This is a genomic window from Sphingobium ummariense RL-3, from assembly GCF_000447205.1.
In the GTDB taxonomy this organism is placed as follows: Bacteria; Pseudomonadota; Alphaproteobacteria; order Sphingomonadales; family Sphingomonadaceae; genus Sphingobium; species Sphingobium ummariense.
In genome coordinates this window covers 1-22,861 of the sequence record NZ_AUWY01000105.1, presented here as the reverse complement: position 1 = coordinate 22,861, position 22,861 = coordinate 1, and the positions used below count along the sequence as shown (strand labels likewise).

Here is a 22,861-nt window from a genome sequence, read left to right as displayed (position 1 = left end):
GGCCCGCGCCTTATCTGGTCTTGCCCCAGATCCAGCGCAGCACGTCGGGCAGGATCGCGCCGCCATGGGCGTCCGAATGCGCGCCGTCGCCCCATGCGTGACGCACCGCATAGCGCGGCCCCTTGTCGCCCTGCTCGTCAGCATGGGCGTTCGCCCAGTTGAGCGCGGCAAGCATCTGCTGGTTGGCGAGGAACCAGTTGCCATGCTCATTGTCGAGGTCGTTGCTGCCGTCCTGCAGGAACAGCCGGATCGGGCGGATCGGGCTCTTGCGGATCAGGGTCGGATAGAGGTCGCCGCCCGGCACCATCGGCATCGCGCCGCTCGCCGGGCGATAGCCGATCGACGTGTAGCTGCCGATGAAGCTGATGACGTTGCCGAAGGCGTCGGGGCGAAGCCAAGCGGCGGTAAAGGCGGCGATCGCGCCGCTGGACGTACCGCCGATCGCGCGCCGCTCCGGCGCATCGGCAAAGCGCCAGCGCTTCGCGACCTCGGGCAGCAGCTCCTGCGTCAGCATCCGCACATAGCTGTCATCGAGCGCGTCATATTCTGCCGCGCGATGGTCCGGATTGCTCATGCCCAGGTTCGGCGGATAATGGTCGGAAAGATTGCCGGGCGTCACGAACACCCCCAGGGTCGGCGGGATGTCGCCCTTCGCGATGAGGTTGTCCAATACCGCGGGCACGCGCAGCGATCCGGCCGGGTTGGTCGCCCGCTGGCCATCCTGGAACACCAGCAGGTTGGGTGGACGGGCCGGGTCGTAGCCGACGGGGACATAAACCCAGTAGCGGCGCACCGTGCCGGGGAAGGCGGCGGCGTGGAATTCGAACGGCCCCTCCAGCCTGCCATGCGCCACATCGGCGTGAACGAGGGAATCGGAGCCCAGCGGATAGTCGCCCGGCAGCCGTTTTCCGTCCGGCTGCGCTACCGCGGGGCTGGCCAACGCGACCCCGAGCAGCAACGCCGCGACCATCGTCCTCATCCCGTTCTCCCTTCCTCGCCTTCCGCCAAGATAGCTGCGGTCAGGGGACGAAGGGAAGGGCGTGACAAGCGCCGGATTTGCCGCTTAGCTGCCGCGCCATGAGACCCGTCCATCTGCTCGCCCTCGTCCCCGCCCTCCTTCTCGCGCAACCCTCGCCCGGCCAGCCCCAGGGCATCGCCGTGTGGCAGGCGCGCGCGGCGCGCGTCACCATCCAGCGCGACGACTGGGGCATCGCCCATGTCCACGGGCGGAGCGACGCGGACGCCGTGTTCGGCATGATCTACGCCCAGGCGGAGGACGACTTTCCGCGCATCGAGGCCAACTACCTGACGGCGCTCGGCCGTACCGCGGAGGCGGAAGGGGAGGGGGCGATCTGGCAGGATCTGCGGGCGCGTCTCTACATGGACCCGGCAAAGCTCAAGACCGCCTACGCCGCAAGCCCCGCCTGGCTCCGGGAGCTGATGGATGCCTGGGCCGACGGCCTCAACTATTATCTGGCCACCCATCCGGCCGTGAAGCCGCGCGTCATCACCCGGTTCGAACCCTGGATGGCGCTGAGCTTCACCGAAGGGAGCATCGGCGGCGACATAGAGCGCATCCCGCTCGACGGGCTCAAGGCTTTCTACGGCCGACCCGACGGCAAGCCGGTCGCCATGGCCGATCCCGATCCGGAGCCGCGCGGGTCGAACGGCTTCGCGATCGCGCCCGGCAAGAGCGCCAGCGGCCATGCGCTGTTGTGGATCAACCCGCACACCAGCTTCTTCTTCCGCTCCGAGCTGCAGATGACGAGCGATGCCGGCCTCAACGCCTATGGCGCCGCGACCTGGGGCCAGTTCTTCATCTACCAGGGCTTCAACCCGACGGCCGGCTGGATGCACACGTCGAGCACGGTGGACGCGGTGGACGAGTTTCTGGAAAGCGTCACGCGCCGGGCGGATGGTGGCTTCACCTATCGTTATGGGAAGGAGGAGCGCCCGGTCGTCTCCTCCCGCATCACCCTGTCCTATCGCGCCGCCGACGGCAGCATGGCGCGGCGGACCTTCACCACCTATGCCACCCATCATGGGCCGGTGATCGGCGAGAAGGATGGCAAGTGGGTTGCCTTCGCCATGATGGACAAGCCGATTCCAGCGCTGGAGCAGTCTTTCCTGCGCACCAAGGCCCGGGACTATCGCGCCTTCATGGCCGTGGCGGAGCGCCGGGCCAATTCCTCCAACAACACGCTCTTCGCCGACGCCAAAGGCACGATCGCCTATCTGCATCCGCAGTTCGTCCCGCTGCGCGACGACCGGTTCGACTATACGAAGCCGGTCGACGGCAGCGATCCGGCGACCGACTGGAAGGGCCTCACGCCGCTCGACAAGGTGCCGCATGTCGTGAACCCGGCAAGCGGCTGGGTCCAGAACACCAACAACGCCCCCTGGTCGGTTGCCGGCAAGGGCAGCCTGAAGCCGTCCGCCTTTCCCCGCTACATGGACATGGTGGGTGAGAATCCGCGCGGCGAGCATGCCGTGATGCTGCTGGGCGCCGGCAAGACCTTCACGCCCGACGGCATGATCGCCGCCGCGTTCGACAGCTACCAGCCCGCCTTCGCCACCCTGATCCCCGATCTGGTGCGCGCCTGGGACGCGCTTCCGGCGGGCGACGCGCACAAGGCGCGGCTGGCCGCTCCCGTCGAGGCGTTGCGCGGCTGGGACTATCGCTGGAGCGCAGCCTCCGTCCCCAACAGCCTCGCCTGCCTCTGGGCGGAGGACCTGCGCCAGTGGACGCTGAAGAACCGGCCCGGCGACGCGCGGGGATCCTATGACCGCATGGCTGCCGCCCCGGCGGAAACCCGCCTTGCCCTGCTGGAGGCTGTCGTCGGCCGTCTGGAGAAGGACTTTGGCGACTGGCGCACGCCATGGGGCGAGATCAACCGCTACCAGCGGCTGACCGGCGCGATCGAGCAGAAGTTCACCGATGCGGGGCCGAGCATTGCCATCCCCTTCCCGTCGGCCCGCTGGGGCTCGCTCGCCTCCTTCGGCGCCAGGGCCTATCCCGGCACGCGCCGCTGGTACGGAACGAGCGGCAACAGCTTCCTGGCCGCGGTCGAGTTTGGCAAGCGGGTGAGCGCGAAGGCAGTGAGCGTCGGCGGCGAAAGCGGCGACCCCGCCTCGCCCCATTTCGGCGACCAGGTCCAGCGCTATCGGGAGGGCGACCTGCGGCAGGTCTATTTCCACCCCGATGAACTGGCCGGCCATGTCGAGCGGACTTATCGACCGGGCGAGTGAGGGAAAGCGGCGCCGCTAGTCGAGCCGCGTCACCTGGATCGACTGGCAGTTCATCGTCGCGGTGCCGAAGACGGTCATGAAGGCGATGTCGGTGGCGTCGCGGCCGACCGCGATCCGCGCCATCCCCTCCACCGGCGCCATGCCGGTCGAATCGACGATATGCCAGGCGCCGTCGAGCCACACCTCCACCACTGCGTGGAAATCGGGCGGGTCGAGATCGAGCGCATAGACCGACACCAGCCGCGCGGGGATGTCGCGCGAGCGGACCAGCGCGGCGGTCAGATGCGCATAGTCGCGGCACACGCCCTGCTGCGCAACGAAGGTGTCGGCTGCGGTGGTGTTGGCATTCGAGCTGCCCGGTACATATTGCAGATTCTCGCGCACCCAGTCCGACAGTGCCTGTACCAGCGGGCCACCGTCCAGCCCGCTGAAATGGCCCGACACGAAGCTGCCGAAACGGTCCGCCTCGCAATAGCGGCTGGGCCAGATGAAGGGCAGGACGTCGCGGGGAAGGCTGGGCAGCGGGGAGCGGGAAAGGCTACCGAGGTCGGGAGCCGCCCGTTCCACGTCCACCACCGACCGGTAGCGGCTGACCATCTGGCCGACTCCGCTGCGGGTCCAGGTGCGCCGGCCGATGGCGCTGCCGCCGACGAGATTGGTGAGCGGTCCGGCATTGTCGATGATGTGGGACTGCTCGATGATCTGCTGGTCAGGCAGCTGCGCGGCTTCCACCGCAAGCAGGACGTCGGTGGGTTCGCTGAACGCATAGTCCAGCACGGCTTCGATCGAGAGGCGCACGCATTTCCTTTCCGCTGCTGCGCCCCGGTTGCCGGACGGCATCCCTCGTCTCAGGCTGGCGGACCCATCCTGACTGATTCGCAGCCAAATGTCGCGCGCCAAAGACGGGCGCGGATCATGCGGTCCGGCTGCCGTCGGGATCCCATCCCGGTCAGGGCGGAGAACAGCGGGAAGTAGAACAAAGCCGCCAGCGCGCAGCCGCCCAGAATGACCGTCCTGAAGCCGCCATCCGCCGAAGGTGACGGCATTCGATGCGAAGGTCCAGATATCTTCCCTGGCGGCCCGAAGATTGCTGCGCAACACGCGCGCCCGGAACAACGAGACTGCCGCGATATTCCGCGCCCATCATTGACGCATAGGAGAAGACGCGCGATTTGCCGCTGATGCGACAGGGCATGGCAGGATGAGAATCGTCATTATCGACGACAGCGGTTTGCGGGCGACGGTCCTGGAGGAAGGCCTGCGCGAGGCGGGCTATGACGACATCCATATCGTCCCGCCGCGCGGCGCCTTCGTCGCGCGGCTGGAGCGCATGGCGCCCGACGTGGTGCTGATGGACCTTGGCAGTCCCAGTCGCGACACGCTGGAGGAGATGCTGACCGTCAGCCGGGCTCTCGCCCGGCCGATCGCGATGTTCGTCGACCAGTCGGACGAGGCGATGATCGGAGCGGCGATTGACGCGGGTGTTTCCGCCTATGTCGTCGATGGTCTGCGCAAGGAGCGGGTGAAGCCCGTGCTGGAGCTGGCGGTGCGCCGCTTCAATGCCTTCGCGAAGATCCAGACGGAGTTGGAGGAGGCCCGCACGGCGCTGGCCGATCGGAAGGTGATCGACCGGGCAAAGTCGATCCTGATGAACCAGCGCGGCCTGTCGGAACAGGAAGCCTATGCCCTGTTGCGGTCGAGCGCCATGAACCAGGGGAAGAAGATCGTGGATGTGGCGCAGGCGCTGATAACGGCCAGCGACTTGCTGGGAGGAGGGCTATGATGACCAGCCTGAAGATCGCCTTCCTGCCGCTGACGGATGCCGCGGTGCTGGCGGTCGCCCGCGAGCGCGGCTTCGCGGAGGAGGAGGGGCTGGCGATCGACCTCGTGCGCACGACGAGCTGGGCGACGCTGCGCGACCGGCTGGTGTTCGGCCAGGTGCAGGCCGCGCACATGCTGGCGCCGCTGGCCATCGCGGTGACGCTGGGGCTCAGCCAGCAGCCCGCCGCGCTCGCCGCGCCCTACAAGCTCAACGTCAACGGCAACATGCTGGTGATGGCGAACGACTTCGCGCGGGCGCTGGAGCCGGACATTGCGGCCCGCCTCGCCGATCCCCTGGGTACGGCGCATGACTTCGCCGCCGCCATCGGCCTCTGGAAGCGCAAGCCGGTGATCGGCGTCGTCCACCGCTTTTCCAGCCATGCCATCATGCTGCGCTACTGGCTGGCAAGCGCCGGGATCGACCCCGACCGCGACGTGCTGCTTCGCGTGCTGCCGCCCTCCCTGACCGTGGAGGCGATGGCGGCGGGCGAGATCGACGGCTTCATCGCCGGCGAACCCTGGGGCAGCGCGGCGATCGATGCCGGCCTTGCCGAAGCGGTGGCCATCGGCGAGCGCATCTGGCGGCGCGGGGTGGAAAAGGTGCTGGCCTTCCGCACGGGCTGGCTGGAAGAAAATCCCGACCCCGTCGATCGCCTGCTACGCGCGCTGGCCCGCGCGGCCGCCTGGTGCGACGATCCGGCCCATCACGAGGCGCTGGCGCACCTGCTGTCCGGCCCGCGCTATGTCGACCAGCCAGCCGACCTCCTGCTACGCGCACTGGATGGGCGGGTCGTGGCCCGTGCGGGGGATCCGCCGCTCGCCAGCCCCGACTTCATGCTCTTTTCCCGGGAGGCGACCGCCTTCCCCTGGCGCAGCCAGGCGCTGTGGATCTATTCGCAGCTGGTGCGCTGGGGGATGGTCGACCATTCGCCCGCCCATGCCGCGCAGGCGGCGGCGGTGTTCCGTCCGGATGTCTTCCGCCGCGCGCTGGCGGACAGCGACGTTCCGATGCCGGGGGCGAGCATGAAGCTGGAAGGCGCAGTCGAGCTGCCCCTGGCCGTCGGTTCGCGCCGGGGCGAACTGACGCTCGGCCCCGACCGCTTCTTCGACGGCCGCGTCTTCGACCCGGAGCGGCTGGACGACTTTCTGGCAGGGTTCCCGCCACCACGATAAGATCCGACGCGGGGTACTCGAATTTTGTGCCTTGCAACATGACGCGAATCGCGAGATGATATCGGAGTCGCGCGACGAAGCGCGCTAAATGGATGTGCCTCCCAAGGCCGGGACGCCATCCTCTCCGATTTTCGCAGCAAAGCCGCTGACCGGGCTCACCCCAGGGTGACGTCCGGCCTGCGGCTTTTTTCGTGTCCATTTCGCATTGAATGGGGGGACATATCATGGCAACCGCTTATTGGAATCCCGAGGACGAGGCCGACAGGCCGACCGCCGCGACCAGCTTCTGGAAGGCCGGCCATGCGCCGACGCTGATAGCGGCCTTTCTCTATTTTGACCTCGCCTTCATGGTGTGGGTGCTGCTGGGGCCGCTCGCCCCGGCCATTTCCAAGACGCTGATGCTGACGCCCGCCGAAAAGGGCCTGATGGTCGCGACGCCGACCCTGGCGGGGGCCTTCCTGCGCGTCGTCAACGGCCTGCTGGTCGACCGGATCGGTCCGAAGCTGTCGGGTGCGATCAGCCAGGTCATCGTCATTGGCGGGCTGTTCTTCGCCTGGTTCACCGGCATCGACAGCTTCGCGGGCACGCTGGCGCTGGGCGTGATCCTGGGCTTTGCGGGCGCCAGCTTCGCGATCGCGCTGCCGCTTGCGAGCCGCTGGTATCCGCCCGAGCATCAGGGCAAGGCGATGGGCCTTGCCGGCATGGGCAATTCGGGCACCGTGCTCGCCTCGCTGTTCGCGCCGATGCTGGCGAAGGCGTTCGGCTGGAACGCGGTGCTGGGCCTCGCCTGCATCCCGCTCACCATCGTTTTCGTCGCCTATATGCTGATGGCCAAGGACGCGCCCAACGCACCCGCGCCCAAGAAGCTGGTCGATTATTTCCAGCCCCTTAAACTGGCCGACGCTTGGTGGCTCATGGCCTTCTATTCGGTGACGTTCGGCGGATTCGTCGGCCTAGCCGCGTCGCTGCCGATCTACTTCACAGACCAGTTTGGGCTGACGCCCGTCCTTGCCGGCTATGCCACCGCCGGCTGTGTGTTCGCCGGGTCGCTGGTCCGGCCGATGGGCGGCGCGCTGGCCGACCGGATCGGCGGCATCAAGGCGCTGATGATGGTCTATGTCGTTGCCGCGCTGGCGCTGGCGGGAGTCGCCTTCGCGACCACGCTGGGCGCCGCGCTCGGCCTTTTTATCCTTGCCATGCTGGCGCTCGGCACCGGTAACGGGTCCGTCTTCCAGTTGGTGCCGCAGCGCTTCCAGGCGGAGATCGGTATCATGACTGGCCTGGTCGGCATGGCGGGCGGCATCGGCGGCTTCTACCTCGCCTCCTCGCTGGGGATCGCCAAGCAGTTCACCGGCAGCTTCGCGCCGGGCTTCCTGATCTTCGCGGGGCTCGCGGCGCTCGCCTTCGCCGGCCTGGCGCTGATCAAGGGCAAGTGGCGCGCCACCTGGACCACCGCCGCGCGCATCTGAAGACAGGCTTTGTGCTCCTGCGAGGCAGGAGCCCAGGGCCTCCTGGCACCGTGCCTGGAACCTTGGGCTCCAGCTTTCGCCGGAGCACTGGCCGGAGATTGGCAGCCCACTCGTCCTAAAGGGGGGACGATCATTCCATGAAAACTTTTCTCGCATCGGCGGTCGCGCTGGCCGTCGCTGGGCCGGCCTGCGCCCAGCAGATCAGCCTCAAGTCCGTCGCCGAGGCCCGGCTGCGCTACGAGCATGTCCGGCAGGATGGCCTGCCCGACGACGATGCCAGCGCCTTGACCGCCCGCCTTCGCGCCGGCGTCACCGCCAGCAACGGGCCGCTGACTGCTACCGTCGTCGGCCAGGGCACCCTGGCGATGGTCGACGACTATTATGATGGCCTGAACGGCGCTGCCACCCGGCCGATCGTCGCGGACCCGCAGAATGTCGCGCTCTATCTCGCGCAGCTCCAGTACAAAGCGAAGGCGGTGACGCTGACCGCCGGGCGGCAGCGGATCGCGCTCGACGACGAGCGCTTCGTCGGCAATGTCGCCTTTCGCGACAATGCACAGACCTTCGACGCGGTGCGCGCCGAACTTTCTCCTGCCAAGGGACTGAAGCTGGACGTCGCCTATGCCTGGTCCGTGCGCACGATATGGGGGATCGACGGCGCAGGCGCGCGGCAGCAGGCGGTCAGCGGGGACAACGTCTTCGCCAATCTTTCCTGGGCGACACCCGCGGGCACGCTCACCGGCTTCGCCTATCTGGTCGACCAGGACGAGGCCGCGGCGCAGGGCTATCGCCTGTCGAGCCAGACCTATGGCGCGCGGCTGGCGGGAGCGCGGCCACTCGCCAAGGGGGTAAGCCTCGCCTGGCAGCTCAGCTACGCGAAGCAGGCCGACTATCGCGCCAACCCCAACGACTATTCGGCGGATTACTGGCTGGCCGACGCGACCATTGACGTGAAGGGATGGAAGCTCAACGCCGGCTATGAGGTGCTCGGCGCGGACGGTGGCACGGCCCTCACCAGCTTCCAGACGCCGCTCGGCACCAATTTCAAGTTCCAGGGCTGGGCCGACAAGTTTCTGACCACGCCGCCCAACGGCGTGCGCGATCTCTATGTCGGCGGCGGCTATGGCTGGAAGAGGCTGGGGCCGCTCAGCGCGGTGGCGCTGGCCGCGACCTGGCACCGCTTCGTAAGCGACCGGCTGGACCAGCATTATGGCGACGAATGGAACCTGATCGCGTCGGCGAAGGTCAGGAAGACGGCGCTTTCGGTCCGCTACGCCCGCTATGACGCGAAGGCGCTGGCGACCGACACGGAAAAGCTGTGGCTTCAGCTCGACTGGACCTATTGAGACGGCACGCTTCGAAGATACTTACAGGCTTGAGCCGATCCGCGAATCGGCTTATGCTGCACTGCAAAGGACGACGCTGTCCTTCCAACCATAGCCGACAGGATTCACGGACGGATCCTCCAGGCGCAATTGATGGCAAGGCCGCCATCCAGACCTTCGGTTTTCGAACCGTGGGTCCGGATGGCGGCTTTTTTCTTTTCCGAAAGGCACGAGGGATGGAATTTCACGACGGGATCGATCCGGTGGCGAATGGCGGGGATGACATGATCGTCCCGTCGGCCGACGTGCGTCAGCATCTGGTGGTCGTGGGCAACGGCATGGCCGGGTGCCGCGCGGTCGAGGAGCTGCTGGCGCGGGATGCGGGGCGCTACCGCGTCACCATCTTCGGCGCGGAGCCGCATGTGAACTACAACCGCATCATGCTTTCCCCGGTGCTCGCGGGCGAGAAGGACTTTGAGGACATCGTCATCAACGACCGCGCCTGGTATGCGGACAACGGCATAGAGTTGATCGCGGGCGAACCGGTGGCGGCGATCGACCGGGCGGCCAAGACGGTCACGAGCCTTTCGGGCCGCACAGTCGGCTATGACAAGCTGCTGATCGCCACCGGCTCCGATCCCTTCATCATCCCGGTGCCCGGCAAGGATCTGCCTGGCGTCATCAGCTTCCGCGACATGAAGGATGTCGACATGATGCTGGCGGCCGCCGCCAGGGGTGGTGATGCGGTGGTGATCGGCGGCGGCCTGTTGGGGCTGGAGGCCGCGCACGGCCTGACCTTGCGCGGCATGAAGGTGACCGTGATCCACCTGATGCCGACGCTGATGGAGCGCCAGCTCGACGAAGCGGCGGGATGGCTGCTCAAGACCGCGTTGGAAGGCCGCGGCCAGACCATCCTGACCGGCGCCGATACCGCAGAGATCTATGGCGACGGCAAGGTCGAAGGCGTGCGGCTGAAGGACGGCACGCAGATCCCGGCGAGCCTGGTCGTCATGGCCGTAGGCATCCGCCCCTCGGTCGCGCTGGCCCGCGAGGCGGGGCTGGACGTCGGCCGCGGCATCAAGGTCGACGACCACATGGTGACCAGCGACCCGGACGTGCTGGCGGTCGGCGAATGCGTCGAGCATGACGGCAATGTCTATGGCCTGGTCGCGCCACTGTGGGACATGTGCCGCAGCCTGGCGGATGGACTGACCGACCGGCACACGGGCTACAAGGGGTCGGTCACCTCGACCAAGCTCAAGGTCGCGGGGCTGGACGTGTTCTCTGCCGGCGACTTTTCGGGCGGGGAGGGATGCGAGGACATCGTGCTGCGCGACGCCTCGCGCGGCGTCTACAAGCGCGTCGTCGTCAGGAACGACAGGATCGTCGGCGCCGTGCTCTACGGGGACACGACCGACGGCAGCTGGTATTTCGAACTGCTCAAGAAGGGCGAGGACATCAGCGCCATCCGCGACCTGCTGATCTTCGGCCAGGCCTATGCGGCTCTGGGCGCCTCCGGAGGGGGCGCGCTGGACCCTAAGGCTGCCGTTGCGGCGCTCTCGGACGATGCCGAGATTTGCGGCTGCAACGGCGTCAGCAAGGGCCAGGTGGTCGCCTGCATCGCAGCAGGCAATGGAAGCCTCGACGCGGTGCGCGGCAGCTGCAAGGCCTCGGCGAGCTGCGGGTCGTGCACCGGGCTCGTCGAAACGCTGCTGGCGCTGACCCTTGGTGACGACGTACAGTCCGGGCCGAAGACCCTGTGCAAGTGCACCAGCTTCACCCATGACGATGTCCGCCGAGAGATCGTGGCGCAGGGAATACGGTCGATCCCGGAGGCCATGCACAAGCTGCATTGGTCGACGCCCGACGGCTGCGCCTCCTGCCGACCGGCGCTCAATTACTATCTGCTCTGCGCGCTGCCGGGCGACTATGTCGACGACCAGCAGAGCCGCTTCGTCAACGAGCGGATGCACGCCAATATTCAGAAGGACGGCACCTATTCGGTGGTGCCGCGCATGTGGGGCGGGTTGACCAACCCGCGCGAGCTACGCGCCATCGCCGACGTGGTCGAGAAGTACAATGCACCGATGGTCAAGGTGACGGGCGGCCAGCGGCTCGACATCTTCGGCATCAGGAAGGAGGACCTGCCCGCCGTCTGGGCCGATCTCAACGCCGCCGGCATGGTGTCGGGCCATGCCTATGGCAAGTCGCTGCGTACGGTGAAGACCTGCGTCGGCAGCGAATGGTGCCGCTTCGGCACGCAGGATTCGACCGGCCTTGGCGTCAAGACCGAGCGGATGACCTGGGGATCGTGGATGCCCCACAAGTTCAAGATTGCGGTCTCGGGCTGCCCCCGGAACTGCGCGGAGGCGACGATCAAGGATTTCGGCGTGGTGTGCGTGGACTCGGGCTACGAACTGCATGTGGGCGGCAATGGCGGCATCCATATCCGCGCCACCGATCTGCTCTGCAAGGTCGCGACCGAGCAGGAGGCGCTGGATTACTGCGCCGCATTCATCCAGCTCTACCGCGAGGAAGCCCGCTATCTGGAGCGCACCGCGCCTTGGATCGAGCGCGTCGGCGTCGATTATGTGAAGCAGCGGATCGTCGAGGACGAAGCGGGCCGCGAGGCGCTGCGCAGCCGTTTCCTTTATTCGCAGAGCTTCTCCCAGGAAGACCCGTGGGCAAGGCGCGCCGCGGGCGACGAGGCGGAACTGCATCAGCATCTGGCCGAAGTCCGACCCTTGGAGACTGTCGCATGACTCATTCGAACGCCGTCGGGGAATGGCTGGACATCGGCCCTGTGGACCAGATCGCGCCTGGCCACGCCCGCACCCTGCCAGTGCGCGGTGGGGAGGAGATCGCGATCTTCCACACGTTGGACAACCAGTTTTACGCGCTCGTCAATGCGTGCCCGCACAAGCGTGGGCCGCTGAGCCAAGGCATTGTCCATGGCAGCGTCGTCACTTGCCCGCTGCACAGCTGGAACATCTCGCTGAAGACCGGCCACGCGCTGGGCAACGACGAAGGCTGTGTGCCGACGATCCCACTGAAACTGGACGCCGGACGGATCTTCTTGCTGCGCGAGGCGGTACTGGGGAAGAAGGCGGCGTGAGGGCGCGTGACAATCTCCCTATCCCCTTAAGGGGACGGCAGGGGTCACGTGCCTCCTGCCGAGGCCGAGGAGAGGGGGGTGTGAGGTGACATCGCCCTCTCCTGCCTTCGCTTCGCTCGGCACCCTCTCCCCTGAAGGGGGGAGGGGTGAAGTACGCACCACCTGCGCCTATTGCGGCGTCGGCTGCGGCATCTCCGCGACGCCGACGGGGCCGCGCTCCGTCCTTATCCGGGGCGATGAGTCGCATCCCGCCAACGGCGGGCGGCTCTGTTCGAAGGGCACGCATCTGGGCGAGACAGTGGGGCTGACCGGGCGCCTGCTCCACCCCATGGTCGGGCAGAAGCGGGCTAGCTGGGACAAGGCGCTCGACCTGGTGGCGAAGCGCTTTCGTGACGCGGTGGAGCGCCACGGACCCGACAGCGTGGCCTTCTACGTGTCCGGTCAGCTGCTGACCGAGGATTATTATGTCGCCAACAAGCTGATGAAGGGCTTCATCGGCTCGGCCAATATCGACACCAACTCGCGCCTCTGCATGTCGAGCGCGGTCGCCGGCCACAATCGCGCCTTCGGCGAGGATATCGTACCCGCCAGCTATGACGATCTGGACGAAGCCGATCTCATCGTGCTGGTCGGCTCCAACACCGCCTGGTGCCATCCGATCGTTTATCAGCGCATCCAGGCCGCCAGGGCAGAGCGGGGCACTAAACTGGTTGTGATCGACCCGCGACGCACGGAGACCTGTGAGGGCGCCGACCTGCACCTGCCGCTGCGGCCGGGGACCGACGTGGCGCTGTTCAACGGCTTGCTCGCCTGGTGCGACCGGGCGGGCGTCACCGACCCCGGCTTCCTGGCCGATCATGTCAGCGCGCCGGAAGGCTTCTGGGAGCATGTACGCGCAGCCCATGATGTCTGGACCACGGCCAGGACCTGCGACGTCGCGCCGGCCCTGCTCCAGCAGTTCTACGAGCTGTTCGCCGCGACCCCGCGCGCCGTCACCTTGTTCAGTCAGGGCATCAACCAGTCGATCCGCGGCACCGATCAGGTCAATGCCATCATCAACGTCCACCTTGCCACGGGCCGCATCGGCAGGCCGGGCGCGGCGCCCTTCTCGATCACCGGACAGCCCAACGCCATGGGCGGGCGGGAGGTCGGCGGGCTCGCCTCCACGCTCGCCGCGCATATGGACTTCGCGCCGGAAAATGTGGCGCGGGTTGGCCGCTTCTGGGCCGCACCCACGATGGCGACGCGGCCGGGCCTCAAGGCCGTCGATCTGTTCCGTGCGATCGGGGAGGGCCGGATCAAGGCGCTCTGGATCATGGCCACCAACCCCGCCGTATCGCTGCCCGATGCGGGCCGCGTGCGGGAAGCGCTGGCGGCCTGCCCCTTCGTCGTCGTCTCCGACGTGATCGTCGACACCGACAGCAGCGCCTTCGCCCATGTCCGCCTGCCCGCCGCCGCCTGGGGCGAGAAGGACGGCACCGTCACCAACAGCGACCGCACGATCAGTCGCCAGCGCCCCTTCATGGCGCTCCCCGGCCAAGCCCGGCCCGACTGGTGGATCGTCAAGGAAGTCGCCCGCCGCATGGGTTGGCGCAACGCTTTCGCCTATGAGCGGCCGGCCGATATCTGGCGCGAGCATGCGCGCCTCACCGCCTATCAGAATGACGGCGCACGCCTGCTCGACCTGCGCAGCCATGCGACGATCGGCAACGAGGCCTATGACGCGATGGAGCCCTTTCGCTGGGGCGGCACGCCCTTTGCCGACGGGCGCTTTTCGACGCCGGACGGCAGGGCACGGCTGGTGCCGGTGAGCCAGATTGACGTGCAGCGGCCGCTGCGTGACTGGGCGCTGACGCTCAACACCGGCCGCTACCGCGACCAGTGGCACACGATGACCCGCACCGGCCTTTCGCCCAGGCTCGCTCGCCACCGTGAGGAGCCGCTGGTCGAACTGCACCCGCAGGATGCGCAGGCGCTGCGTATCGTGGACGGCGACCTCGCACGTGTGGCGACACCGCAGGGCGACAGCCTGTTCCGCGCCCGGATCAGCGAAGGGCAGCGCCCCGGCGAAATCTTCACGCCGATTCACTGGACCGACCAGCAGTCGAGCGGCGGCCGCACCGGCCTGCTGCCGCGTTCCCTGGTCGATCCGCATTCGGGCCAGCCGGGCTTCAAATCCACACCCGCCCGGGTCGAGCGCATCGCCACCGAATGGCGCGGCTTCCTGATCCTGCGCGGCCACCAGCCGGCGCGCATCCCCTGCCTTTGGGCAACGCGGATCGCCGTGCCGGACGGGGTGCTCTACGAAATCGCCGGCAATGGCGATCCCGCCCGGCTGGAGGCCTGCCTGCCCAGGGGCGACCGGGTTGAGGCGATCGACGCAGCGCGCGGCACGCGGCGGACAGCGATTATCACCGCAGGCCGGCTGACAGGCGTGCTGTTCGTCACCCGCACCGGCCTGCTGCCCTCGCGTGACTGGCTGATCGGGCAGCTGGAGGCGGAATCGGTGGGGGCGTCGGTCCTTGCCGCGCGCGGACCTGGCAGCCAGCCGGACAAGGGCCCGACCGTCTGCGTCTGCTTCGACGTCGGCCTGCACCAAATCATGGCCGCGATCCGCGCGCAGAAACTGGTCGACGTGCCGTCCATCGGTCAGGCGCTGGGGGCCGGCACCAATTGCGGGTCCTGCCGCCCCGCGCTTGCCAGCATCCTGGCCCAGATACAGGAGGAGACGCTGCTTGCAGCCGAATGAGCCCATCAATCCCGGCCAGGTCTGGCTGGTCGGCGCTGGTCCGGGCGATCCCGACCTGCTGACCCGCAAGGCCGAGAGGCTGATCGCTGCGGCGGATATCCTGTTCTACGATGCGCTCGTGGGACCGGGCGTGCTGGCGCTGGCGCGACCTGGCACGGAGCTTGTGAGCGTCGGTAAGCGATCCGGCTGGCACAGCAAGTCGCAGGAGAGCATCAACGACCTGCTGCTCACCGCCGCGCGCGCGGGCAGGCGGGTGGTGCGCCTCAAGGGCGGCGATCCCTCGATCTTCGGACGGTCCGCCGAGGAGATGGCGCATCTGGCGCAGGCCGGCATCCCAGTCCGCATCTGTCCCGGCATCACCACGGCGAGTGCGGCGGCGGCGAGTAGTCACGCCTCGCTTACCCTGCGGGGCGTCGCCCGCGGGCTGACACTGGTGACGGCGCATCTGCGCTCCGGGGAACCGCTCATGCTGGACTGGGAAGCGCTGGCCCGACCGGGCGGCACCGTCGGCATCTATATGGGTCGCGCTGCGGCCGGCGAGATCTCGCGCGGGCTGATCGCCGCCGGACGCGATCCCAATACGCCGGTGCTGGTGGCTGTCAACGTCTCACTACCGGGCGAACGGCTGATCCGGGGAAAGCTGCGCGCCCTCGCTTTCCTGACGGAAGCGGTGAGCGACGATGATCCGACGCTATTGCTGATCGGCGAGGCGGTCGGCGGCGCCGGGGAGAAGAGGCGCGTTCCGGAACTCGAACGCCAATGCGGTTAGCTCTGCCATAGGTCCGCGACCGCCTCGACGAGGTGGCCGGATTTGAACGGCTTTTCGACCACGGTGACCTTGCCGAAGACCTGAGGGAGATGCTCGCTGCCATAGCCGCTTACGAACAGGAAGGGGATATCCTGCGCTGCCAGCGCGTGGGCGATCCGGTCCACCGCCTGACCCTGCAGGTTGCCGTCCACCAGCGCGGCGTCGAAGCCGCCCTGGCCCACCCTTTCCAGCGCGGTCTCGACGGTGGAGACCGATCCGACCACTTCCGCGCCGCGTTCCTCCAGAATGGCGGTGAGCTCGAAGACGATCAGCGGTTCGTCCTCGATCAGCAGCAGGCGCCGGCCCGCCAGTCCTGGAAGGGACAGGGGCGCGTTCGGTGCCGCGGATTGTCCGCGCCGGGCCGGAGGCTCCTGGACACGGAAGCGGGCACCGACGGCATAGGGAAGGTTGAGCGTCCAGCCCATCCCTTCCGGCCGGTAGTGCGGCTCCGCGCTGCCGCCGTCGGCACGCAGGCTGCGCTCGATCAGGGCGGTCCCGAAGCCGCGCCGGGTGGGCGGGGCAACCGGCGGCCCGCCCCTTTCTTCCCATTCCAGCACCAGTCGGTCGCCAGCCAGCTTCCAGTGCAGCCGGACCTTGCCCCCCGGCACCGACAACGCGCCATATTTGTGCGCATTGGTCACCAGTTCGTGGAGCACCAGCGCCAGGTGCAGCGCCGGTTCGGGCAGCAGGTCGACATCGGGGCCCTCGGCCTCCAGCCGATCCCCGTCGATCGCGCCGATAGACATCTGCCCTTCCACCAGTTCGCGCAGCCCCGCCGCTTGCCAGGTGGCGCCGCTCAGCAGCGAATGAGCGCTGGCCAGCGCGTGGATGCGCCCGATGAAGGTCGGCGCGAAGTCGGATGGGCCAGACGAGTGGCGGAGCGTCTGGGTCGCGATCGCCTGCACCGACGCCAGCGTATTCTTGATCCGGTGATTGAGTTCTCCGACCAGCAGGCGCTGGGTCTCCTCGGCCCGCTTGCGTTCCGTGATGTCGAGCATCTGGAGGCTGATCGAGAACAGCCTGCCCCCCGCATCCTTGAGCGCGGAACAATAGCATTCGCAGTCGACCGATAGACCCTCGGCAGTGTGGAAGCGCAGCGTGCGCGTCGCGCGGGGGAGGGCGTCGGCGACCATTTCCTCCATCAGGGCCGCGAACTCGCCGCGCTGGCTGGGGTCCAGCCACTTCAAATCCATCGCGCTGAATCCCGCCACTTCGGCCGCGCGCCATCCGAACAGCCGTTCGGCACCCTTGGACCAGGACAGGATATGCTGGTCTGCATTCAGTTCGACGATCGCAAGCAGCGAATTGTCCCCATGCGCGCGGAGCCGGGCCAGCGCCGCGGCGTGCCGGTCGCGTTCGCGAGCCAGTTCCTGTCGTTGCTGGAATAGCTCCACGAAGATCGCGACCTTGTGGCGCAACATGTGCGGATCGACCGGCTTGAACAGATAGTCGATGGCGCCACTCTCATAGCCGCGGAAGCGCCGCCTCTCATCGGTCCCCACGGCGGTGAGGAAAATGATCGGCACTCGGCGCGTCCGTTCGGTGCTCCGCATCAGCTCGGCCAGTTCGAACCCGTCCATGACCGGCATCTGCACGTCCAGCAGTGCCAGGGCGACATCCTCGACCAGCAGCAGCTCCAGCGCCTGGATTCCCGATCGCGCCTTGATCAGCTCGACGCCTTCGTCCGCCAGCAGCGCCTCGAGCGCGGTTAGATTCTCCTCGACGTCGTCCACCGCCAGAATCTTTGCCGGTTCATGCTGCATGGTCGAGGGCCTTCAGCTTCTGCAGGTTGCGGCGGTAGATTTTCTCGCCTCCATCAAAATCGGCAAAGGCGTCGGAATAGCGGGAAAAGCGCAACGTCTCCTTCGCGCCCAGGCCCAGGAATCCGCCGCGGACCAGGGACTCCCCGAACAGGCCCAGCGCCCTGTCCTGCAGCTCCCGATCGAAATAGATGAGGACGTTGCGGCTGGACACCAGCTGCACCTCCGCGAAAACCTCGTCGCTGGCCAGGCTGTGCTGCGCAAACACGGCGCGGCGGCGCAGCGTCTTATCGAACACTGCGGCACCATACGCTGCCGTGTAATAGTCGGACAGTGATGCCTTGCCCCCGGCGAGCCGGTGATTTTCAGTGAATTGCGGGATCCGCTCGGCGTCATAGATGCCCGCCTCCGCCTTTTCGAGCGCGGCGGGGCTGATGTCGGTGCAGTAGAAGATCGTGCGATCTTCCAGCCCCTCCTCGCGGAAGAGGATGGCGAGAGAATAAAATTCCTCGCCATTGGCACAGCCGGCGATCCAGACCTTGAGCGATGGGTAGGTTCGCAGGTGCGGGACGACCTGTTCCCGCAGGGCGCGGAAATAGGCGGGATCGCGGAACATCTCGCTCACCTGGATGGTCAGGAAGCCCATAAGGTCGGCGAACACCGCCGGTTGGCCCAGAACCAGATGCTGAAGCTGCGACAGGCTCTCACAGCCGTGGCGCAGTCGGGCACGATCCAGGCGCCGGTGCAGAGACCCGCGCGAATAGCCGCGAAAGTCGTAGTGATAGTGGCGAAAGATCGCTTCCAGCAGCAGGTCGAGTTCCAGCTCCTCACGGGCCCCGAAATGCTCATTCTCCGCCATCATCGCGGCATCCACACGCGCACCAGGCTCAGCAGCTTGTCGACGTCCAGGGGTTTGGCCAGATAATCATTGGCGCCCGCGGCCAGGCATTCCTGCTGGTCCTGCTCCATCGCCTTGGCGGTCAGCGCGATGATCGGCAGCGACATGCCCCAGGGCTGGCGGCGTATTTCCCGCATCGCGGTGAGCCCATCCATTTCCGGCATCATGATGTCCATCAGCACCAGGTCCACGGGCGGCGCCCGGTCCTGCGCAGCCTTTTCCAGGGCAGCGAGCGCCTCGCGCCCGTTGCGCGCGATACGAACGTGGACCCCATGGGGCTCGAAAATGCTCGTCAGTGCATAAACGTTCCTAATGTCGTCCTCGACCAGAAGGATTTCCCGCCCTTCCAGCCCCTCGTCGCGGCTGAGCGATCGGGCGATCAGCTGCTGCTGCGTTTCCGGAAGTTCCGAGACCACCTGGTGGAGGAAGAGCGTCACCTCATCAAGCAGTCGCTCAGGCGACTTGGCGCCCTTGACGATGATTGACTTGGAATAGCGCCGCAGCCGCAGTTCCTCCTCGGGGTCGAGCTCGCGGCCGGTATAGATGATGACGGGCGGGAAGCCGACGGTCTCGTCCCCGCTCAGCCGTTCGAGCAGGTCCAGTCCCGATGCGTCGGGCAGGTTGAGGTCGAGCACCATGCAGTCGAACGTGTCCTCGCCCAGCATCTCGACGCACCGCGCGGCCGAATGCGCCTCCAGCGTCTCGACATCGCGCGAGGCGAGCAGCAGCTTGATGCTCTCGGCCTGTTGGGCGTCGTCCTCCACCACCAGCACGCGGCGCATGCGCTGCGACATCCGGGCCTCCAGCCCCTCCAGCATGTCGATAAGCGCCTCGCGCTTCACGGGCTTGAACAGATAGCCGATCGCGCCGCTGGCCAGGGCCGCCTGGCTGTTGTCGTCGACCGAAACGACGTGGACGGGGATATGACGGGTGCGCACGTCCCGTTTGATGCGGTCCAGCACGGACAGGCCCGTATGGTCGGGCAGGCTCATGTCCAGGATGACGGCATGGGGCAGATATTGCCGCACCATCAATGCGCCTTCATCGGCGGTGCCGGCGATCAGGCACTGGAAACCCTGCTCATGTGCGATCTCGCAGAGGATGCGGGCGAAGACGGGGTCGTCCTCCACGATCAGGATCAGCCGCGCGTCGCCCGACAGCGTCTCACGGTCGTCCTGCGGGACGGGCCGGGTTCGCGCCACGCGGGCCGGCGGCGATCCCGGTACAACCAGCGGTTTCGGGGTGTCGGTCAGCGAAAGCGCTGGCATCTGGCTGAGCGAGGGATCGAAGCGATCGGGCAGCAGCAGGGAGAAGGCGCTGCCTTCGCCGACCTTGCTTTCGACCGCCAGCTCTCCGCCCAGCAGGCGCGCCAGTTCGCGCGAGATGGAAAGGCCAAGCCCGGTGCCGCCATATTTGCGGCTGATCGTGCCGTCCGCCTGGCGGAAGGGTTCGAAGATCATCTGTTGCTGCGCATCGGGAATACCCACCCCCGTGTCGCGCACGGTGAAAACGGCACGTCCATTGGCATGGCGGCCGACGGTCAGGACGATCTCGCCCTTCTCCGTGAACTTGATGGCGTTGGACAGGAAATTCTTGAGCACCTGCTCGACGCGCTGCGGGTCGGTCTCGATCTCCGACGGGTCGGCGCTCGCTTCCAGGCGGAGGGCCAGGTTCTTGGCCTGCGCGGCGGGAGCGAAGACCGCGTGCAGCTTGTCCAGCAGGGGAGCGATCCGCATCGGCTGGGGCCGTAGCTCCAGCTTGCCCGCCTCGATCTTCGAGATGTCGAGGATGTCGTTGATAAGCGTCAGCAGGTCGTTGCCCGACGTCTCGATCGTTTCGGCGTGGCGGATCTGGTCCGCTGTCATGTTGCCGGCGCGGTTTTCCGCCAACAGCCGCGCCATGATGAGCAGCGAGTTGAGCGGCGTCCGCAGCTCGTGGCTCATATTGGCCAGGAATTCCGACTTATAGCGGCTCGCCTGCTCCAGCTCCGCTGCCTGCCGCTCCAGCGATGCCTGGGTCCGGGTAAGGTCGTCCCGCTGGATCTGCAGCTGGCGCGCCTGTTCCTCCAGCCGGATGTTGGTCTGTTCCAGCTCGCTCTGTTGCGCTTCCAGCCGGACGGCGGAATCCTGCAGCTGCCGGCTCTGGGTTTCCAGCTCGTCATTGTTGGCGCGCAGCTCCTCGCTCTGCGCCTGCAGTTCTTCGGCCTGCCGCTGGGTTTCCTCCAGTGCGTCCTGAAGCCGCGCGCGGAAGCGGGCGGAGCGAAGGGCGATGCCGATCGATGCGGCGCTTTCCTCGAGCAGTTCCAGCGCGGCGTCGTCCACCGGATCGAAGGAGCCCAGTTCCAGCACGGCATTGACGACGTCATAGGACTTGGCCGGGACGATGACGAGGTGCCGGGGCTGGTCGCGTCCGAAGGCCGACCCGATCGTCAGATAGCGATCGGGCACGTCATGGAGGATCTGTGCGCGACCTTCGGCGGCCACCTGCCCCAGCAGGCCTTCCTTCATCCCGAAGCGATGGGGCATGTCGGCATCGGCAGGGACGCCGAGCGTCGCCACCCGACGGAAAAGGCCGTCCTCCCCCTTGAAGAGGGCGCCGCCCTGGAAACCGAGATAGCGGGCGAGGAATGCCAGGATGGACTCGCCAAGCTGTTCGACCGTCTGATCTCCGCGCATCGCGGCGGCGAGCCCGAGATGGCCTGCCTGCAACCATGCCTGTCGCGCGCGCGCGCGATTGGTCCGAAGGACCAGGATGAAGACGGAGACCGTGAGCGCCATGCCGAGCAGCGCCGCGGCCAGACCCGTTGTGGTGGCGGTCCGCGATGCGGCGCTCATCTCCTCGACCCGTAGCTGGCGCAGCTGGCTTTCCTCCCGCGCCATGGTGTCGAGCTGCGTCCGGATGGCGTCCATTTCCTCCTTGCCGCGTCCGCTCATGACGAGCGCGACTGCGGCGGAGATGCCTTCCTTCCGGCGCAGTTCGATACTGTCGCGCAGTTCTTGCAGCTTGGCGTTCACATGGCGCCGAAGCAACAGCAGATTGGCCTGCTGCGTATCATTGCCCCGCGTCAGCTCGGCCAGCCGGTCGAGGCGCGCAGGCAATACGGAGACGGCGTTCCGATAGGGTTCCAGATAGCCAGTATTGCCGGTAAGCAGATAGCCGCGCTGCCCGGTTTCGGCATCCTGCGTAGTGGACAGAAGCTCGTTGAGCGCGATGAGGATATTGTGGCTGTGGCGGATCGCCTGATCGCTTTCGCGCAGCGTCTGCACGTTGGAATAGGCGAGCGCGCCACTGACGAGGAAGAAAGCCAGCCCGACGATCAGGCCCAACACGGCCCGGGCGTCGGAGCGCGGCCCGGACCGGGCGGATCTCGTTTCTGTCATTGCGGTCGGAACCTCCCGATGGCACCCCTGCCATCGCCTAGCGAGTGTTGCGTCGCGGAATCAAGCGTCGCTGAAAACTTACTTCCCATCCATTAATTTGGATCAAGGAAGGAGAAACATTTTCCCGTTCGCTTCAGAGTGGCGCTCGGCTCACAGCGAAGCGACGGAAGAAGGGAGGAAGAAGCCGCTGCAACGATTGACTTCATTCCGCATTGTCTAGAAAAGAACAAAACAGGAACAATGCTATGACCGAGTCGGTTAGGACCCTCGCTGCCCTGCGGCGGCATATCGCCTCGCTGGACCGAGCGCCAGCCGTGCAGGATGCGCCGCGCGTGGCGATGGGCCATGCCGCGCTGGACCGGATGCTGGGCGGCGGCCTCGCGCGGGCGCGAGTGCACGAATTGTTCGGTGAAGGAGAGGAGGAAGGCGCTGCCGCGGGCCTTGGCATCTTGCTTGCGAGCCTGGCGGCGGGGGAGTCGCCACTGTTGTGGCTGCGCAGTGCTGTGGCCGAACGGACGGGCGGAGTGCCTTATGGGCCGGGGCTGGCGGCGCTGGGGATCGATCCCGGCCGGCTGCTGTTCGGCGTCATGGCGGATGATGCGATGCTGCTGCGCGCGGCGGTGGATGCGCTGCGCTGCCCCGCGCTGGGCGCGCTGGTGATCGAGCTGCGCGGCCGGGCGCCGCTGCTGGATCTTACCGCCAGCCGCCGGCTCGCGCTGGCGGCGGAAGCTTCCGGCGTCACCGCGCTGCTGCTCCGCATCGGCGGCGCGCCCGTGCCGAGCGCGGCGGAGACGCGCTGGAGGGTGTCGGCCGCCCCGTCGGACCCGTTGCCCGGCAACGCGCCGGGGATGACCGCCTTCCATCTGCATCTGCTTCGCCGACGGTCGGGTTCCGATGGCATGGCCTGGCGGCTGGTGTGGGACAGGGAACGGAGAGTTTTTGGAGACGGACGCGATGAACGCCATGACTTCGGATCTGGAAGCGCGGGCGGCGACGCGCCGCTACCTGGCGCTCTGGTTCCCCTTCCTGCCGACCGATCGGCTGCGGATCGCGCGGCCTGACCTCTGGCGCGCGGGCGGCGATGGCCCGGCGGTCATGGTCGAGCCGGTGCGCG

15 protein-coding genes are annotated in these 22,861 nt (G+C 67.2%); 10 read left to right on the top strand and 5 right to left on the bottom strand.

Annotated elements, in window-relative coordinates:
• Positions 1-10: 10 nt before the first annotated feature.
• Positions 11-979, bottom strand: a complete 969-nt coding sequence (locus M529_RS39495; RefSeq protein WP_021318791.1) for an alpha/beta hydrolase — start codon at positions 977-979, stop codon at positions 11-13.
• 98 nt (positions 980-1,077) lie between these two features.
• Here M529_RS39495 and M529_RS39490 point away from each other — a divergent pair, with 98 nt between their 5' ends.
• Entirely contained in the window at positions 1,078-3,249 is a 2,172-nt protein-coding gene (locus M529_RS39490; protein ID WP_021318790.1) for a penicillin acylase family protein, read from the top strand.
• A gap of 15 nt (positions 3,250-3,264) precedes the next feature.
• Here M529_RS39490 and M529_RS39485 read toward each other — a convergent pair whose 3' ends face one another.
• Positions 3,265-4,047, bottom strand: coding sequence for a transglutaminase-like domain-containing protein (locus M529_RS39485; protein ID WP_021318789.1), 783 nt, complete (start codon positions 4,045-4,047; stop codon positions 3,265-3,267).
• Between the two features lie 403 nt (positions 4,048-4,450).
• On the opposite strand from M529_RS39485, the gene M529_RS39480 reads away from it, so the two are divergent.
• The 8 genes from M529_RS39480 to cobA all read left to right on the top strand — a co-directional run bounded on the left by M529_RS39480 (position 4,451) and on the right by cobA (position 15,670).
• Entirely contained in the window at positions 4,451-5,032 is a 582-nt protein-coding gene (locus M529_RS39480; protein ID WP_021318788.1) for an ANTAR domain-containing response regulator, read from the top strand.
• Complete coding sequence (locus M529_RS39475) at positions 5,029-6,243, top strand: CmpA/NrtA family ABC transporter substrate-binding protein (protein ID WP_031295136.1); 1,215 nt, start codon at positions 5,029-5,031, stop codon at positions 6,241-6,243. Before M529_RS39480 ends, M529_RS39475 begins: the two co-directional genes overlap by 4 nt.
• 224 nt (positions 6,244-6,467) lie before the next feature.
• The gene (locus tag M529_RS39470) at positions 6,468-7,712 is read left to right on the top strand and encodes a nitrate/nitrite transporter (protein WP_021318786.1); all 1,245 of its coding nucleotides are present in this window, start codon (positions 6,468-6,470) and stop codon (positions 7,710-7,712) included.
• Between the two features lie 137 nt (positions 7,713-7,849).
• Complete coding sequence (locus M529_RS39465; protein ID WP_021318785.1) at positions 7,850-9,058, top strand: alginate export family protein; 1,209 nt, start codon at positions 7,850-7,852, stop codon at positions 9,056-9,058.
• 215 nt (positions 9,059-9,273) lie between these two features.
• Entirely contained in the window at positions 9,274-11,799 is a 2,526-nt protein-coding gene (gene nirB / locus M529_RS39460) for a nitrite reductase large subunit NirB (RefSeq protein ID WP_021318784.1), read from the top strand.
• Entirely contained in the window at positions 11,796-12,152 is a 357-nt protein-coding gene (nirD, locus tag M529_RS39455; protein WP_021318783.1) for a nitrite reductase small subunit NirD, read from the top strand. The genes nirB and nirD overlap by 4 nt, the downstream gene beginning before the upstream one ends.
• A gap of 85 nt (positions 12,153-12,237) precedes the next feature.
• Positions 12,238-14,901: a nitrate reductase gene (locus M529_RS39450; protein ID WP_084491211.1), complete on the top strand. Its 2,664-nt coding sequence runs from the start codon at positions 12,238-12,240 to the stop codon at positions 14,899-14,901.
• Positions 14,888-15,670, top strand: a complete 783-nt coding sequence (gene cobA, locus M529_RS39445) for a uroporphyrinogen-III C-methyltransferase (RefSeq protein WP_021318781.1) — start codon at positions 14,888-14,890, stop codon at positions 15,668-15,670. The genes M529_RS39450 and cobA overlap by 14 nt, the downstream gene beginning before the upstream one ends.
• Here cobA and M529_RS39440 read toward each other — a convergent pair.
• Genes M529_RS39440 through M529_RS39430 form a run of 3 tightly spaced genes read right to left on the bottom strand, consistent with a single transcriptional unit; the run spans position 15,667 to position 21,747 of the window.
• Positions 15,667-17,472 carry a response regulator gene (locus M529_RS39440; protein ID WP_021318780.1) on the bottom strand — a complete coding sequence of 602 codons (1,806 nt, stop codon included), beginning with the start codon at positions 17,470-17,472 and terminating at the stop codon, positions 15,667-15,669. The two genes, cobA and M529_RS39440, sit on opposite strands and share 4 nt — an antisense overlap.
• The gene (locus M529_RS39435) at positions 17,462-18,343 is read right to left on the bottom strand and encodes a CheR family methyltransferase (protein WP_021318779.1); all 882 of its coding nucleotides are present in this window, start codon (positions 18,341-18,343) and stop codon (positions 17,462-17,464) included. Before M529_RS39435 ends, M529_RS39440 begins: the two co-directional genes overlap by 11 nt.
• A complete protein-coding gene (locus M529_RS39430) occupies positions 18,328-21,747 on the bottom strand; it encodes a response regulator (RefSeq protein ID WP_021318778.1) in 3,420 nt (1,139 codons plus the stop codon). Before M529_RS39430 ends, M529_RS39435 begins: the two co-directional genes overlap by 16 nt.
• Positions 21,748-21,992: 245 nt before the next feature.
• Between M529_RS39430 and M529_RS39425 the strand changes: the two genes are divergently transcribed.
• Complete coding sequence (locus M529_RS39425) at positions 21,993-22,808, top strand: ImuA family protein (RefSeq protein ID WP_021318777.1); 816 nt, start codon at positions 21,993-21,995, stop codon at positions 22,806-22,808.
• Positions 22,809-22,861: the final 53 nt, after the last annotated feature.

Excerpts from the sequence above, each read along its gene's own strand:
- M529_RS39495 (WP_021318791.1), bottom strand. The coding sequence starts at position 979 with ATGAGGACGATGGTCGCGGCGTTGCTGCTCGGGGTCGCGTTGGCCAGC.
- M529_RS39465 (WP_021318785.1), top strand. The coding sequence starts at position 7,850 with ATGAAAACTTTTCTCGCATCGGCGGTCGCGCTGGCCGTCGCTGGGCCG.
- M529_RS39430 (WP_021318778.1), bottom strand. The coding sequence starts at position 21,747 with ATGACAGAAACGAGATCCGCCCGGTCCGGGCCGCGCTCCGACGCCCGG.
- M529_RS39425 (WP_021318777.1), top strand. The coding sequence starts at position 21,993 with ATGACCGAGTCGGTTAGGACCCTCGCTGCCCTGCGGCGGCATATCGCC.
- M529_RS39490 (WP_021318790.1), top strand. The coding sequence starts at position 1,078 with ATGAGACCCGTCCATCTGCTCGCCCTCGTCCCCGCCCTCCTTCTCGCG.
- nirD (WP_021318783.1), top strand. The coding sequence starts at position 11,796 with ATGACTCATTCGAACGCCGTCGGGGAATGGCTGGACATCGGCCCTGTG.
- M529_RS39480 (WP_021318788.1), top strand. The coding sequence starts at position 4,451 with ATGAGAATCGTCATTATCGACGACAGCGGTTTGCGGGCGACGGTCCTG.
- M529_RS39470 (WP_021318786.1), top strand. The coding sequence starts at position 6,468 with ATGGCAACCGCTTATTGGAATCCCGAGGACGAGGCCGACAGGCCGACC.
- nirB (WP_021318784.1), top strand. The coding sequence starts at position 9,274 with ATGGAATTTCACGACGGGATCGATCCGGTGGCGAATGGCGGGGATGAC.
- M529_RS39475 (WP_031295136.1), top strand. The coding sequence starts at position 5,029 with ATGATGACCAGCCTGAAGATCGCCTTCCTGCCGCTGACGGATGCCGCG.
- M529_RS39440 (WP_021318780.1), bottom strand. The coding sequence starts at position 17,472 with ATGCAGCATGAACCGGCAAAGATTCTGGCGGTGGACGACGTCGAGGAG.